The organism is Nostoc sp. 'Lobaria pulmonaria (5183) cyanobiont' (genome assembly GCF_002949795.1).
Classification (GTDB): Bacteria; Cyanobacteriota; Cyanobacteriia; order Cyanobacteriales; family Nostocaceae; genus Nostoc.
Genome location: NZ_CP026692.1, coordinates 907,007 through 921,896 on the forward strand (window position 1 = coordinate 907,007; position 14,890 = coordinate 921,896).

The following is a 14,890-nucleotide window of genomic DNA, read 5'->3' on the forward strand; positions in this document are numbered from 1 at the left end:
ATTCTCTTATTCCTTTACTATATAGTGAGTGCCTCGATTGCATCCTAATTCTGCTTCTGCAAGCCTCTGTCCTCTAAGACCCAAGCTCTGGACTGTTGAAGCTATAAATTTACGCTTTGCAGCACCCTTTAATTGGACTGCTGTTTGTTTTAATAGCTTTTTAAGCCAAGAAGTTAAAACCGATTAGAGGAAGGGATGCTGAATTTTCAAACCTTATTTGAATCAATACCGGGATTGTATATCGTCTATTCACTCGACTTTGTGATTGTCGGGGGAAGTGATGCTTACTTTTGGGCAACGAAGACCAAACGAGAAGAGGTTGTTGGTCGCCATTTGTTCGAGGTTTTTCCAGACAATCCCGACGATCCGAATGGTACTGGAATTCAGAATTTGCGTACCTCGTTGTCAAGCGTACTGAAGTATCAAAAGCCTCACACGATGGCAGTGCAGAAGTATGACATTCGCCGCCCCGAATCAGAAGGCGGTGGTTTTCAGGAGCGGTACTGGACGCCAACCAACTCCCCAATCTTTGGTGAAAACGGTGAAATGACGCACATTATTCACCGAGTCGAAGATGTCACCGAGTTTGTGCAAGTGCAGCAACAGCTAAATGAGCAGCGTCAGCTCAATCAATCACTCCAGTCTCGCACCGAACAAATGGAGAGGGAAATTTCTGCTAGAGCGCAGGAGTTACAAGAGGTCAACGAACAAGTGCAAGCGGCGAATGAGGCGTTGTCAGAATTCGATCGCGCTAAGACCGTATTCTTCAGCAATATCTCGCATGAATTTCACACGCCTTTAACGCTGATGTTGAGTCCAATCGAAGACCTATTACTCGACATTCAAGCTCCATTAGCACCGCAACAGCGCGATCGCCTTGAACTCGTGCAGCGAAATGGACTTCGGTTGCTAAAATTAGTCAACACACTGCTTGAGTTTTCGCAACAGGAAGCGGCAGGGATTGAAGCTTCATCCGAACCGATCGCTTCCAACTGGATTTTACCTTCAGCGATCGCGCCATCTTCCTTACCCGCCCGAATTTTACTGGCAGATGACAACACCGATATGCGCGATTATCTGTGGCGATTGTTGAGTCAACGGTATGAGGTTGAGGTAGTCACAGATGGGGCTACGGCTCTGGCTGCGATCCAGGCACAGCGCCCAGATTTGATTCTCAGCGATCTAATGATGCCGGGGATGGATGGGTTTGAGTTGCTGCGTCAATTGCGGGCTGACCCCCAAAGGAGCGAATTGCCCGTAATTTTGCTGTCCGCGCAGCCGGGTGAAGAGTCTCGCGTGTCAGGGTTGGCAGCCGGAGCCGATGATTATTTAATCAAACCGTTTTCGGACCGCGAACTACTGGCTTGTATTGAGTCAATCTTAAAACAGGCAGACATCCGCAAACAAGCGGCTCAGACACTCCAAGCCAGCGAACAGCAACTTAAACTCGCCCTTAAGACCAGCAAACTCGGCTCCTGGCAATTCGATCTCAAAACAAATGTTCTGTCTGTTTCTGACCAGTGCAAATTCAATTATGGTCTACCCATTGACGCTGATTTCTCGCACCAAGTTCTGATGGAGCGGATTCATCCAGAGGATCGGACTTGGGTGCAGGCGGCAATTCAAGACTCGATTACCAACCACACCGATTACGATGTGGAATACCGCAATGTTTGGAACGATGGCAGTACGCACTGGGTAATCGTTCGTGGGCATCCGATTTACGACGAGGCGGGCAATCCTGAGCGGATGGTCGGAATATCAATCGATATTACCAATCGCAAACAAGCTGAAGCTGACCTCCGGGAAGCCTATGTGCAATGGGAGGCCGCTTTAGCGGCAGGAGCGATTTACACATGGCGGTGGAAGATTGCCGAGAATCTGGTGATCGTGAATGCAGCCTTTGCTCACTTGTTTGGTGTTGACTCTGTGGAGGCAGCAAGCGGTTTACCAATTGAACTGTTTATACAGGCGATACACGAAGAAGACCGCCCCCAAGTGACCGCTGCAATTAACCAGGCGATTGAAACTGGCAAAGAATTCATCAGTGAGTACCGTGTTTATACGGCAGCAGGCGAGGAGCGGTGGCTTGCCGCCCGCGGTCGCGTTGAATATGCTGCTGATGGCACACCGCTTGCTTTTCCTGGGGCACTGGCAGATATTACTGAACGCAAACAAGCCGAAGATGCTTGGCGACAGATTTCCACCGAACTCGAACGACAACTGCGAAAGTTTGACGCGATCGCCTCTTCCGTAACCGATTTTATTTACACATTCGATCTGTCTGGACGGTTCACTTACGTCAATCAGGCGTTGCTCGACCTCTTCCAAAAAACTTCGGCTCAAACTCTCGGCAAAAACTTTTTTGACCTGGATTATCCAATAGATTTAGCAACCAGACTCCAAAGACAGATTCAGCAAGTCATCGAGACGCGCCAACCGCTCAAAGATGAAATGCTGTACACAAGCGCATTTGGCACGCGCGCCTATGAATACATTTTCGTCCCGCTTTTGGGCGTAAATGGGATGGTAGAAGCGGTAGCAGGTGTGACGCGAGACATTACCGATCGCAAGCAAATCGAAGCGACTGTCAAAGCCAGCAACGAACGGCTGAAGCTGCTTTCAGAAGTCGCTAACGATCTGTTGCTCAACGAAGATCCCAAGGTGTTTTTAGCCAGTTTGTTTGAAAAGGTTTCCACTTATTTGGGACTGGAAGTTTACTTCAATTACTTGTTTCAAGAAGACCAGCAACGCCTTGAGCTACAAGCCTATGGGGGTATCTCAGAAGATATTGCTTTATCTGTTAAATTTTTGGAGTTAGGGCAGGGGGTGTGTGGTTATGTGGTGCAACATCAGAAGCCAGCGATCGTTGAAAATGCACTCTCAAAGACCGATCCACTTGCTGTTGAAGTTCAGTCAATCGGTACCAGAGCTTATGCCTGTCATCCACTAATGGTAGGCGAGCGCGTTTTGGGTACTCTGGGACTGGGAACTCGTCAACGCGATCACTTTACGCGCGACGAACTCGATCTCATGCAAACCCTTGCCAATCAAGTTGCTGCTGCCTTAGAACGATCGCGCCTGGTTGCAGAGTTACAGGCACGTGCCGAAGCGTTAGATCAAAGTAATCGCATTAAAGATGAGTTTTTAGCGGTTCTCTCCCATGAGTTACGTACTCCCCTGAATCCAATTCTGGGATGGTCAAAACTATTACAGGGAGGAAAGCTTAATCCTGAAAAAACGAATCTTGCGATCGCCACGATCGAGCGCAACGCCCAGATCCAGGTGCAGCTAATTGATGACTTGCTCGACATTTCCCGGATTCTGCAAGGCAAAATGAGCTTATCAGCCTCACCAATTGACCTGAATGCAGTGATTTCAGCCGCGTTAGAAACGGTTCGGCTAGCCGCAGAAACTAAATCAATCCAAATTCACACGACCATTTCACCGATTATGGGAGTGGTAATCGGGGATGCAGGGCGATTGCAGCAGGTTGTGTGGAATCTTCTGTCTAATGCTGTTAAGTTTACACCTGAAGAAAAACAAGTCACGGTTGCCCTATCTCAAGTTGAAAATCACGCCCAAATTCAAATCACCGACACCGGAAAAGGGATTCGTACCGACTTTTTGCCCTACGTGTTTGAGCATTTCCGACAAGAAGATGGCGCAACCACCCGCAAATTTGGCGGACTGGGCTTGGGATTAGCGATCGTGCGCCAAATTGTGGAAATGCACGGTGGAACGGTGACAGTAGACAGTTCAGGTGTTGGGCTAGGAGCTACATTTACGGTTAAAATTCCGCTTGCGCCTCAGTTAACTGAAGCACCAATCTTAAATCAATCACCCATTAAAGAGAGTGATGTGAGCGGCATTCACATTTTAGTCGTCGATGATGAAACAGACTCGCGGGAGTTCATCGCTTTTGTTTTAGAGGAACGTGGCGCGATCGTTACTGCTGTTGGATCTGGCACTGATGCGTTGCAAGCGATCGCTCAATCCATTCCCAACATCATCATCAGTGACATTGGGATGCCAGAGATGGATGGCTATATGCTGATGCGACAAATTCGTACCTTTGGGCTTGAGCAAGGGGGACAAATTCCCGCTATTGCCTTAACAGCTTATGCCGGAGAACTCGATCGGCAGCAAGCGATCGCTGCCGGATTTCAACGTCATGTCCCCAAACCTATCGATCCAGAAGCTTTGGTGGCGATCGTCGTCGAAATGCGGACTTACAGCAGAATTCAGAGTTCAGAATTCAAAATTCAAAATAGTTAAAGAATCAGAATAACATTTGATGAATAAATATACTAATTATTCTAGATTCCTTATAAATTATGACTCCTGACTTTTGGGTGCTGAATTCTTACAATTATTCTAAGAATAAATTATTTATACGCACTATAAAAAGGAATATTAGCACTCTGAAATAATTAAAAAAATATTCATTTACAAGTTTTATAGAGCTTGATAAATAGGTCGGCGTAAATAATTATCGTTGGGATAAAGCAGAGGGCAGGGAGCAGGGAGCAAAAAGAAAAAGGGTTTGAGCCTTGTTTACTTTTCTTCACACAGTTTGGTTTGATTGTACCAACTTACTTAGTTAAATATTTTTCTTCTAGATGTGTTGACAATCAAAATATACGCGAATAAATGATATACTAAAGATTACATCAAGCTATTGAGAGCGTGATAATTTGTCCTCCAAATATTATGATGGAGTTATTTACTAACATCTATCAAAAGAAATAAAAATTGTATTTCTTTAGTAAGATCCAAAAATACTGAGTCATAGATACTTTAGGTAAAGAAGAACACGATTTAAGTGTCTGCTAAAAAGCTGATACTTGTAGGTACACAGATAAATTATATTTATCTGTGTTGTTTCGTTTTTATATGTGTCTAACAAAAGGTGGAGGCTTATTTGTCTCGCTTAGAAAGTTAGCAATGCAAACATCGTCATTTAGTGGAGTTGCTATGTCTGAATTGCTTCAAGCAGTCTTAGATAGTGAAGAAAGAAGTGATTTACGTTCCTTTCTTAGTGAATTACGCCAACAAGAAAAGAAGTACTTGCTGCGGAACGATATACTCAATGTATATAGTGAGTATTGCTCCAAGTCCCAAAAACCTGAGACTTTTTACACTTCTTCGGAGTTAGGCAAACTCATTTACTATACTCAGGAAATAATTCAGGAGGACTCAAACTTCTGTTTCATCATCCGTTCTAAGATTGCCAGCCAAGAAGTTTATTGGTTGACATCAGACTTAAGCATTGAGCCGATGACGGTGCAGGATTTGTTGGATCTACGCGATCGCTTGGTGAACAAATATCATCCTAACGAGGGCGGCCTGCTAGAATTGGACTTCGGCCCGTTTTATGACTACTCCCCAGTCATCCGCGACCCCAAAAATATTGGTAAGGGGGTAGAATTTCTCAACCGCTATCTTTCCAGCCAACTATTTCAAGACTCCAAACAATTGCTGGATAGCTTGTTGAATTTCTTGCGTTTGCACCAATACAACGGTGTTCAGCTGCTGCTCAACGATCGCATTCAATCACAGCAGCTACTTTCCCAACAAGTTAAAAAAGCCATAACTTTTGTTAGCGATCGCCCCGATGATGAACCTTACGAACAATTCCGATTCCAATTGCAGTCAATGGGTTTTGAGCCAGGTTGGGGTAACACCGCAGCGCGAGTGGGGGAAACTTTAAATATTCTCGATGAATTGATTGATTCTGCCGATCCTCAGACCCTAGAAGCTTTCATTTCTCGTGTGCCGATGATTTTTAGAATCGTCTTGGTGTCAGCTCACGGTTGGTTTGGGCAAGAGGGAGTTTTAGGGCGTCCCGATACCGGCGGGCAGGTAGTTTACGTCCTTGACCAGGCAAAGAGCCTAGAGAAGCAGCTACAAGAAGATGTCCTGCTTGCGGGTTTAGAGAAATTGAATGTCCAGCCAAAGGTAATTATTCTCACCCGCTTGATTCCCAATAGTGATGGTACTCTTTGTAATCAACGGCTAGAAAAAGTCCACGATACCGAAAATGCCTGGATTTTGCGAGTGCCTTTACGGGATTTTAACCCTAACATGACTCAAAACTGGATTTCCCGGTTTGAGTTTTGGCCTTATCTAGAAACTTTTGCCATTGATTCCGAAAGAGAACTAAGGGCAGAATTTCACGGCACACCTGACTTAATAGTTGGAAACTATACTGATGGGAATTTAGTAGCATTCTTGCTGGCGCGACGGCTGAAAGTTACTCAATGCAATGTTGCCCATGCTTTAGAAAAATCTAAATACTTGTTCAGTAACCTCTACTGGCAAGAATTAGAGGAGAAATATCATTTTTCTTTGCAATTCACTGCTGATTTGATTGCGATGAATGCAGCCAATTTTGTGATTAGCAGCACCTACCAAGAAATTGTCGGAACACCGGATAGTGTGGGACAGTATGAGTCTTATAAGTGCTTCACCATGCCGGAGTTATACCATGTTACCAATGGCATTGAATTATTTAGTCCCAAATTTAATGTTGTACCGCCTGGAGTAAACGAAAATAATTACTTCCCCTACACCCGGAATAAAGACCGCGTGGAGAGCGATCGCCAACGCCTTGCAGAAATGCTTTTTACTCTGGAAGACCCCACGCAAATCTTTGGCAAACTCGACGATCCTAACAAGCGCCCTCTCTTCTCAATGGCGCGTCTTGACCACATCAAAAACCTCACAGGTTTAGCTGAATGTTATGGTCAAAGTAAAGAATTACAAGAGCATTGCAATTTAATTTTGGTGGCGGGTAAATTGCGCGTCGAAGAATCAGGCGACAACGAAGAACGTGACGAAATTATCAAACTTTACCAAATTATTGATCAGTACAATCTCCACGGGAAAATTCGGTGGCTGGGTGTGCGCCTGACTAAAACTGATTCTGGTGAAATTTACCGAGTCATTGCCGATCATCAGGGAATTTTTGTACAACCAGCTTTATTTGAAGCTTTTGGTTTAACAATTTTAGAAGCAATGGTTTCAGGATTGCCAACTTTTGCCACACAGTTTGGTGGGCCATTAGAGATTATTCAAGATAAGGTGAATGGATTTTATATTAACCCGACAAATTTAGAGGAGACAGCCACAAAAATTATAGAATTCATTACTAAATGCGAACAAAATCCCAACTATTGGAATGAAATTTCGCAGCGAGGAGTTGACCGAGTTTACAGCACCTATACTTGGAAAATTCACACTACCAAGCTGTTATCGTTAGCAAGAATTTATGGCTTCTGGAACTTTACCTCAAAAGAAAATCGGGAAGATTTGTTACGCTATATAGAGGCTTTGTTCTATTTAATTTACAAGCCAAGAGCGCAACAGCTATTAGAGCAGCATAAGTACCGTTAGTTTGTCATTTGTCATTTGTCATTAGCTAAAGACTAAAGACAAATGACTAAAGCACAAATAACTAAATTGTCAATGCACTCCAAGTTCGTTGACCAACTATTCCATCTACTCCTAAATTTTGCTGATTTTGAAAGGCTTTGATAGCAGTCTCTGTTAGTGCGCCAAAAATCCCATCCACCCTCACAGCATAACCGTTAGACACTAATAGCTGTTGTAAGGCTCTGACAGCAATACCAGAACTACCAAAATAAAGAGTCGGTAGTTGGCTGCTAAACTTCTGGAACCGTCCTGTAGCCTTTGTACGGACTTTACCTCCAGACTGAAAAGATTTCTTAGGCTTACCTAAGTTAGAAGAAACTAGTCCCAGATTCTTTTTGCTGATTTTCTGAAGTATGCGTTCTTTTTCTAGTTTCAGCGCTGAGAGAGAAGCCTGGGAAATCCCATCTGTCTGCATGAATTCAGGTGGTGTAACTTTAGCAGCTATCTCTAACTGACTCTGTTTTGACTGGTTTACGTCATTTTCCATCTGAAATAATTGCTGCTGTGGCAAATTAGCCCCAGATGCTTGTCTTATTGTTAACTCGCCCGTCATCATCAGGCTAATTTCAGTCATTTTAGTTTAACCAATATTTCTTTTAACCAACAACATTGTTGCTGTTCGGGATAGTACATACTGACCAAATAAAAAAGTCATGTACTAATTTTTCCAGATAATATTTTCATGTTCATATTTGCTCACCTCCGATTCCATTTAATCAGATTAATATACTTAATCAAGCCATCAAGTTATCAGACATACTATCTAAATCGATCGTTTAGACAATAACATACTATACGAGCGTCTGGGAATGCCATCAAACAAATTTACCTAGTTATATTTGGATCGTGCTTGGTATGCTATGTTGCTTTTATCATATTTATACTGTCAGTAAAAATACTACTCAATTCATCGAGTCAGTTTTTTAACTATTGATTAAAAGCTCTTAATTAATTTCAAATACTTTTTCCTATTTTATATCAAGTTCGGTTAATTACTTATAATTACCACATCTGTGCAAAAATCCCAAAAGCCTCTTTCCCCCGGCTCCCAGCAATAACTGCGATCTAAATGATAAGTCTTTAGTCGAACACGATATTACAGGGGGTTATAAACTTTTTATCAATCACAACTTATGTCGCTCTTTCAACCTATTCTCAGAAAGCGCACACTTTAACCTCAAAAGAATGAAACCGCACAACCTTGTTGCACGGTATTAAATTTGAGTTAAAGTTTAGATACTACATGACAAAATTACACAGGGGCACTGAACATAATGTTTGTACAATTCCTTGTCTAGTCTGTGTTAATTTTTATATCATTTTGAAACTTTGAGAAAGGATGTACCTTGATAAAAAGCGTGTAGGTGTAGGCCGCCCTTAGATATCGCTTAGTACTCTCAGTTATGGATATTGAAAAACTTTTTACCTTTTTTCATCTCGCCACAAAGCAATACCGCCTAATAAACCAGTGATATTGGGGATGAGTTTGACATTTAACGGTAGCTGTAAATTCACTCTCACAGCTTCACCACCGCCAATGTAAAGGTAGTCATAATTAAACAGATGTTGCAAAGATGCGATCGCTTTTTCTAAACGCCTATTCCATCTTTTCTCACCAATTTTTTCTAACTCTGCACGCCCCAACTGCTGCTCGAAAGTCTCCCCTTTGCGAAACGGATGATGCCCCATTTCCATATTTGGTACTAGCTTACCATCTACAAATAAAGCCGAACCAAACCCCGTACCCAGAGTAATCACCAATTCGACACCTTTACCTGCGATCGCACCAAAACCCTGCATGTCTGCATCATTAATCACCCGTACAGGCTTGTTTAAGTGTTTTAATAATGCTGTTTCCAAATTAAATCCAATCCAATCTGGATGTAAGTTTACGGCTGTCTCTGTGACTCCAGACCGTACCACACCAGGAAAACCGACCGAAACGCGATGAAATTCACTTTGAGCCGCTGCTAACTCAACAATTGCATTAATTACAACCTCCGGTGTCGCAGGTTGAGGTGTATCTAAACGCGCCCTTTTCGTTATAGGATTCCCTGTAATATCTAAAACCATAGCCTTAACGCCACTACCGCCAATATCAACCGATAGGGTACGAATCGATCCATTTTCTTCAACCATTGAGTTACATCCTTGTTAATGCTTGTTATTTCGTTATTATGCTCTGCTGCATTTGATAATATCTGGATATTTGGAGAGTCTTTATATTGGTGGGGAGTGGGGAGATGGGGGAGCAGGGGAGCAAGGGAGAAGTTGCAGTAAGTTTTATCCCCTCTGCCTCTTATACCCCATGCCCAATGCCCAAAGTTAAAAATCCCATACATTCGATGCCGGACAGCATCTAGATTTGTTAATCTAAGAATAATAGAGATAGTACTGGCGTAGCTGCTTAAAATCTATCAAGCAGCAAATTTCTATTAAAAGTAATATAAGAGAAAGAATTATGACGGCCTTTGAACCTCAAAGCATCCGCTCGTATAGCCAAGAAGATGTCCAACAAATTCTGCACTTAGCGATCGCTCGTCAAGCAGATGATAAAGACACAGAATTTTCTTATGAGCATATATTAGAAATTGCTGCTGAGTTAGAAATTTCACCTGAGTCTTTAAAATTAGCAGAACGCGATTGGGTATTACAACAAGGCCAAGTTCAACAGCGAAAAGCTTTTGACGCCTACCGCATCAGAAGATTTCAGAAGCGTTTAAGCAAATATGCAATTTTCAATGGCTTTTTTATACTGCTTGATTTAATCACTGGTGGCGGAATTTCTTGGTCGCTGTACATTTTACTATTCTGTGGATTGCCTGTAGCGCTTGATGTCTGGAATACCTTTCAAATTAAAGGCGAAGAGTATGAAATGGCATTCCAAAAATGGAGTCGTAACCATCAGATTAAGAAAACCATTAGCACAGTTTTGAATAAGTGGTTTAAAGTATTACAGGCTTAATAAAAAACTTTCCCTAACTCATCTCTACTTAATTCCCCCCAGAAACGGGGGGAATATTTTGCGATGCGAACTAACTAGATACTGAATTAGCCGCCTCGGAAACCTTCTCAGGGGGTGGAAAGCCACCCATACGAATCTCAGAAGTGAAGGAAGTAATACTAAATCCACCAAAACTCTTGAGGACATTTACCCGCATTCGCAAATTGGGGCTAGCAAACCACAGGCGTTCCTCTGAGAAGATGGTTTCATCTTCTGTAGTTAGGATCAAAGCACCATCGCTGTCAATTTTATAGCGTCCGGCAACTGGAGTTTTATTGGCATCAACTATTTCTCTCAGTAACCTGCCTTGGGTGGGATTATCCGCATCAGGTACTGAAACTAACACAATTGAACCACTATGTTTTGTTTGATCCTTGTCCATTGTGCCATTCCAGATAATTTTGGTAGCACAGGAAGCAGAACTAGGATTAATATTATAACTTTGACACAGCTTGACGGCTTCTGGATGATCTACTGCCAGCGCCTCAATGATAATATCTGACTTGCTATGTTCCGATTGGTTAAAAGCCAAATGTTGACTAGTACGATGAGAAAACCATTTACCAGCACTTAACTGAAAAAACTCTTCAATATTCATGAATGAAATTACCCTGCATCAAAATGCTAAAATTCCCGCTTAATTATTATTAAAAGATAGCAGGAAGCTCTAATATTAAGCTTGATTGCCTATTTCCTCAAGCTTCTTGAGGCCAATTCTGGCTGCCTCAGCAACGTTGAAATGATTGTCTTTTTCCAGGTATTTTAAAGCTGAGACACTCTTGGGAGTGGGAAGATTTCCCAAGGCTTCTGCCAAACGCTGCCTCACTAACCAATCATCTGATTGGGCGAAGCGCAGAATCTTATCTACAGATTCGATGTCTTGAATTTCTCCCAGTGCAGAGATTGCAGCTTGTTGCAATACGACTTCTTTGCTATCCAATGCCTGAATAAGAATTTGATGGGCACGGGGATCTTTAATATTACCTAGAGAAACAGCTGCACTAAAACGTACTAGCCAATCAGTATCTTCATAAAATGCCCGTGAAAGTACCTCAAAGGCTCTGGCATCACCCAAATATCCTAAAGCACCGGCGGCATCAGCGCGGATACCATAATCAGGGTCATTTTCGAGAATTTTTACCAAAATAGAATAACATTCTGGCGTTGGCTTGATTCCCAGAGCAAATATTGCCATCGATCGCAGTTGCAAAGATTCGTCGTCTAGTACCTTTTTAATCAAAGGAACTGCATCCTCAGCCGCAACGTGACGCAGATTAGCAAGGGCTACCATGCGATCGCGTAAATTCGGACTTTCTAGCTGAGTAGAAATTTCTTGTAAGCTTAGAGCTGCCATTTAGTTCAAAGCGTTTTCTTTACTTATCTTAATTTACCCGATTTGTTGATCAGGCTGTCGCCATAGTGAAGTAGGAGTTTGGCGACTTTACAAAATGGCTCAATTATGAATAATAAAAAAGCGATCGCGCTTTACCAGTTGCAGAAGTCGGTGTAAAGCGTCTGCCAATTGGGAAAATCACCCGCATCCATAGCCCTCTCTAAGAAAAGGCGTACTTGGCAATTCGTTTAATAAATATTAAGTACATCTTCATCGTGAATTGGTATTACGACTTTATCCTTGAAGCCTTATTTAGCGCAGCTTCATAAAGAATTGGTATTAGAAACAAACAATGTTTTAGACTCTGAGGAAATTGTCAGTGTTACCTTTTCTGCAACTCCAGACTTGGATGCAATGTTTCCGCCTGCGGTGGCACGTCGTCGTCCTGGTTGGGATCAAATTCCTTTGCTAGATGTGCAACAGATGCAGGTTGCCAATAGCCTCGATCGCTGTATTCGGGTGCTAATCCACTTAAACACTCCTCTACCCCGGAATGCATTACGCCCAGTCTATCTGCATCGTGCTGCTCAGTTACGTCCAGATATAGCATTGTTACGTTAGGCGTAGGCGTAGCCCGTCGCAGACATCGCTTTGCAAGACTTTAGTTACAGCAAATTTCAGATAAATAGACCACAGTGATTGAACCAACAGAAGGCATCATCTTCAGTAATGTAATTTACAGCTTCAGTCATTGCTTGGTGGTATTGAGTTCAAGTTAGAGATTTCGTGAGAAGGCGACCATCCAAAACTAGGCTAAGTTGCCCATTGGCAAGAATGCTAGTTCCTTGGATATAAGCAGCAACTGGGATTGCTTCCCCCAGAGAATGGATCGCAGAGAATTGCTTGCCGATGATGCAATCTAATTCTAAAGCACATAGTTTGTCTAAGTAACGAAATACTAATAAAGGCTTATCCTGCTTGAAAGCATTGAGTGTATCTGTGCTGTAAGTAGTAACTGAGGTGGGAAGGTGGTTAGGACAAATCAGCACATCAGTCAATAAATGGATAGGGACGAGCATTTCTGTTGTTAAATGCTCATGAGCACAACCAAGGAAGCCACTCGATCTGCCAGAAGACTGCAATAACAACATGCGTCCTGCTTGAGTTTGGATAATTTGTTCGGACTGGGATAGACAAATCTGCTCTACAGAATCGGCAATAAATGCATAGACTCTGGAGTTAGCTTGACAGACGATAAGTTGAGCAATTTTTTGATCTAGGGGAATTTGGAGCGAGAAGGCTGTACCATGTCCAGCTTTAGACTTCAATACTATTCTTCCCTGAACAGCTGTTAATTGCTTGCAAATTTCAGTTAATTCTACTCCTAACTCTAAGGCAGCACGATCGTATAAAACAGATGAAACTTCTGGTTCAAGTACCAATTCAGTCTGTTGAGTTCCTTGTAAATCTCCTGGTTTTGTAAGGGCGAACCCTTGGGCTAAAGCCGATTGATAAATTTGAGATAAGTTAAGTCCTGCGCCATCATCACAGCCATCAATAATCAGTTGATTTCCCTGCTGGTAAACTTGAATTTCAATGATACCGTTGCTATTTTTACCAAGGTGTTGGCGTGTTTGGCAAGACTCAATACTTTGCTCTAGTAAATAGCAACTTATATGCAACAGGAGAGCATGGAGGCGATCGCTAAACGCCCGATCGACTTGGATATCGCTAATTTGTAAATGTAGTCTAGCAGACTTATCTTGTAGAGCTTGTAACTGAGACCAAAGCTGATGCAACGGTTCTAAGGCTACTCTTAAAGGAATAGTTGTGACTGTTTTGACTAAATTGGAAGAATGGTTAAGCAACTTTTCCTGCTGTATCAGTTCTTGTTTGAGTTGATGATGATTGTTATTCAGGGAATGAACAGTTGATGCCACTTGAGACGCTTCAGCCAAAACAGATTGAAGAGTACTGTATAATTGCTGAGAGCGAGAAGCAGCTAGAGGAGAAAGGGTATCTGAAATTGCTGCTAAACGTCCTGACCATTCCTGTAGATTATCCAGCAGGTGTTGTAATCGTTTAACTTGTCGGAGCAACCGCCCGATCGTATGTTGCTGTTGTTCTTCCTGACAGGCTTGCTGATTATATGTAGTTAATAATGTTGCAACTAGCGCGTTTAGTTGTTCGAGATGCTTAATATTGATGGGTGTAGCGGCTGGAATACTTGCTGCAACAATGGTAGAAATGGATTCTTGCAAAGAGAGTGTATGGTGATGAGGAAAAGATTTAACTAGGGATGCAACAGAAGTTTCAGTCGGCAGCGAAAAATCTCCCAACCAAGCCTGAAAATCTCCTTCCCCATACTCTTCGGGGTTTGCTAGTTCCCCTACCTTGGCGGGAAACTGCTCGGTATCTACGTCACAAAGGCTGCCAGTTTCACTTATTAGTTCTCTGTCCGAGTTTTCCTTATCTTGAACCATAACTTGCTCTGGTAGAACCGCAGAAGATTCTACCTCGGTCAAGCGATCGCCAAACTGAATAACTGGTTGATATTCCTGCGGTTGCTGTATCGATGTCTCAAGGTTTGTTTCCTGGGGAATAACGCTTTGTTGGCGGTCGCCAAACTGAATAACTGGTTGATATTCCTGCGGTTGCTCTATCGATATCTCAAGGTTTGTTTCCTGGGGAATGATGCTTTGTTGGCGATCGCTAAACTCTGCTTGTAGACGAGCAACAATGGCAGACATGCGCTCCAGAATTTCTACTTCCTCAATTTGCGAGGCTGTTAAAAATGCCATCAGCAGCATCTGTAGGCAATCTAATCCTTCCGACAACAGAGAGGCGATTGGGGCGTTGACAGTTGCCCGATACTGATGCAGAAGCTGAAAAATCTCTTCTAGTGCAGCCGCAACTATGGCAATGGCATCTAGCTCAGCTGCTATGGCAATCGAATGCAGAGAGCGAGCAGCTTCCATGAGAGCCAAAGCTGTACCAGGGTTACTGTCTTTTGTATAGTTAGGCAACTCCTGCTCCAAGAACAGTAACAGATCGATCGCTTCTTCTAGGAAGCGATCGTCGTTCTGCGGTTGGGGGACAAAATCGGTACTCATGAA

The 14,890-nt window shown here is 42.9% G+C and carries 9 protein-coding genes; 4 read left to right on the forward strand and 5 right to left on the reverse strand.

Annotated elements, in window-relative coordinates; all coding sequences use genetic code 11:
* Positions 1-195: 195 nt before the first annotated feature.
* Positions 196-4,278 carry a response regulator gene (locus NLP_RS33995; protein ID WP_199784755.1) on the forward strand — a complete coding sequence of 1,361 codons (4,083 nt, stop codon included), beginning with the start codon at positions 196-198 and terminating at the stop codon, positions 4,276-4,278.
* Positions 4,279-4,977: 699 nt separating this feature from the next.
* Entirely contained in the window at positions 4,978-7,398 is a 2,421-nt protein-coding gene (locus tag NLP_RS03880; protein WP_104905229.1) for a sucrose synthase, read from the forward strand.
* Between the two features lie 61 nt (positions 7,399-7,459).
* Here NLP_RS03880 and NLP_RS03885 read toward each other — a convergent pair whose 3' ends face one another.
* Together NLP_RS03885 and NLP_RS03890 are read right to left on the reverse strand one after the other, a co-directional pair.
* Entirely contained in the window at positions 7,460-8,011 is a 552-nt protein-coding gene (locus tag NLP_RS03885) for a peptidoglycan-binding domain-containing protein (protein WP_104905230.1), read from the reverse strand.
* A gap of 848 nt (positions 8,012-8,859) precedes the next feature.
* Positions 8,860-9,576, reverse strand: coding sequence for an ROK family protein (locus NLP_RS03890; RefSeq protein ID WP_104905231.1), 717 nt, complete (start codon positions 9,574-9,576; stop codon positions 8,860-8,862).
* 322 nt (positions 9,577-9,898) lie between these two features.
* On the opposite strand from NLP_RS03890, the gene NLP_RS03895 reads away from it, so the two are divergent.
* Entirely contained in the window at positions 9,899-10,402 is a 504-nt protein-coding gene (locus NLP_RS03895) for a 2TM domain-containing protein (protein ID WP_104905232.1), read from the forward strand.
* Between the two features lie 70 nt (positions 10,403-10,472).
* Here NLP_RS03895 and NLP_RS03900 read toward each other — a convergent pair whose 3' ends face one another.
* Both NLP_RS03900 and NLP_RS03905 read right to left on the reverse strand, forming a co-directional pair.
* The gene (locus NLP_RS03900; protein WP_104905233.1) at positions 10,473-11,039 is read right to left on the reverse strand and encodes a phycobiliprotein lyase; all 567 of its coding nucleotides are present in this window, start codon (positions 11,037-11,039) and stop codon (positions 10,473-10,475) included.
* A gap of 75 nt (positions 11,040-11,114) precedes the next feature.
* Positions 11,115-11,795 carry a HEAT repeat domain-containing protein gene (locus tag NLP_RS03905; RefSeq protein WP_104905234.1) on the reverse strand — a complete coding sequence of 227 codons (681 nt, stop codon included), beginning with the start codon at positions 11,793-11,795 and terminating at the stop codon, positions 11,115-11,117.
* 279 nt (positions 11,796-12,074) lie between these two features.
* Here NLP_RS03905 and aroH point away from each other — a divergent pair, with 279 nt between their 5' ends.
* A complete protein-coding gene (gene aroH, locus NLP_RS03910) occupies positions 12,075-12,395 on the forward strand; it encodes a chorismate mutase (RefSeq protein ID WP_234017197.1) in 321 nt (106 codons plus the stop codon).
* Positions 12,396-12,544: 149 nt separating this feature from the next.
* Here the strand turns inward: aroH and NLP_RS03915 are convergent, their stop codons facing one another.
* Positions 12,545-14,887: a hypothetical protein gene (locus tag NLP_RS03915; protein ID WP_104905236.1), complete on the reverse strand. Its 2,343-nt coding sequence runs from the start codon at positions 14,885-14,887 to the stop codon at positions 12,545-12,547.
* Between the last annotated feature and the right edge of the window lie 3 nt (positions 14,888-14,890).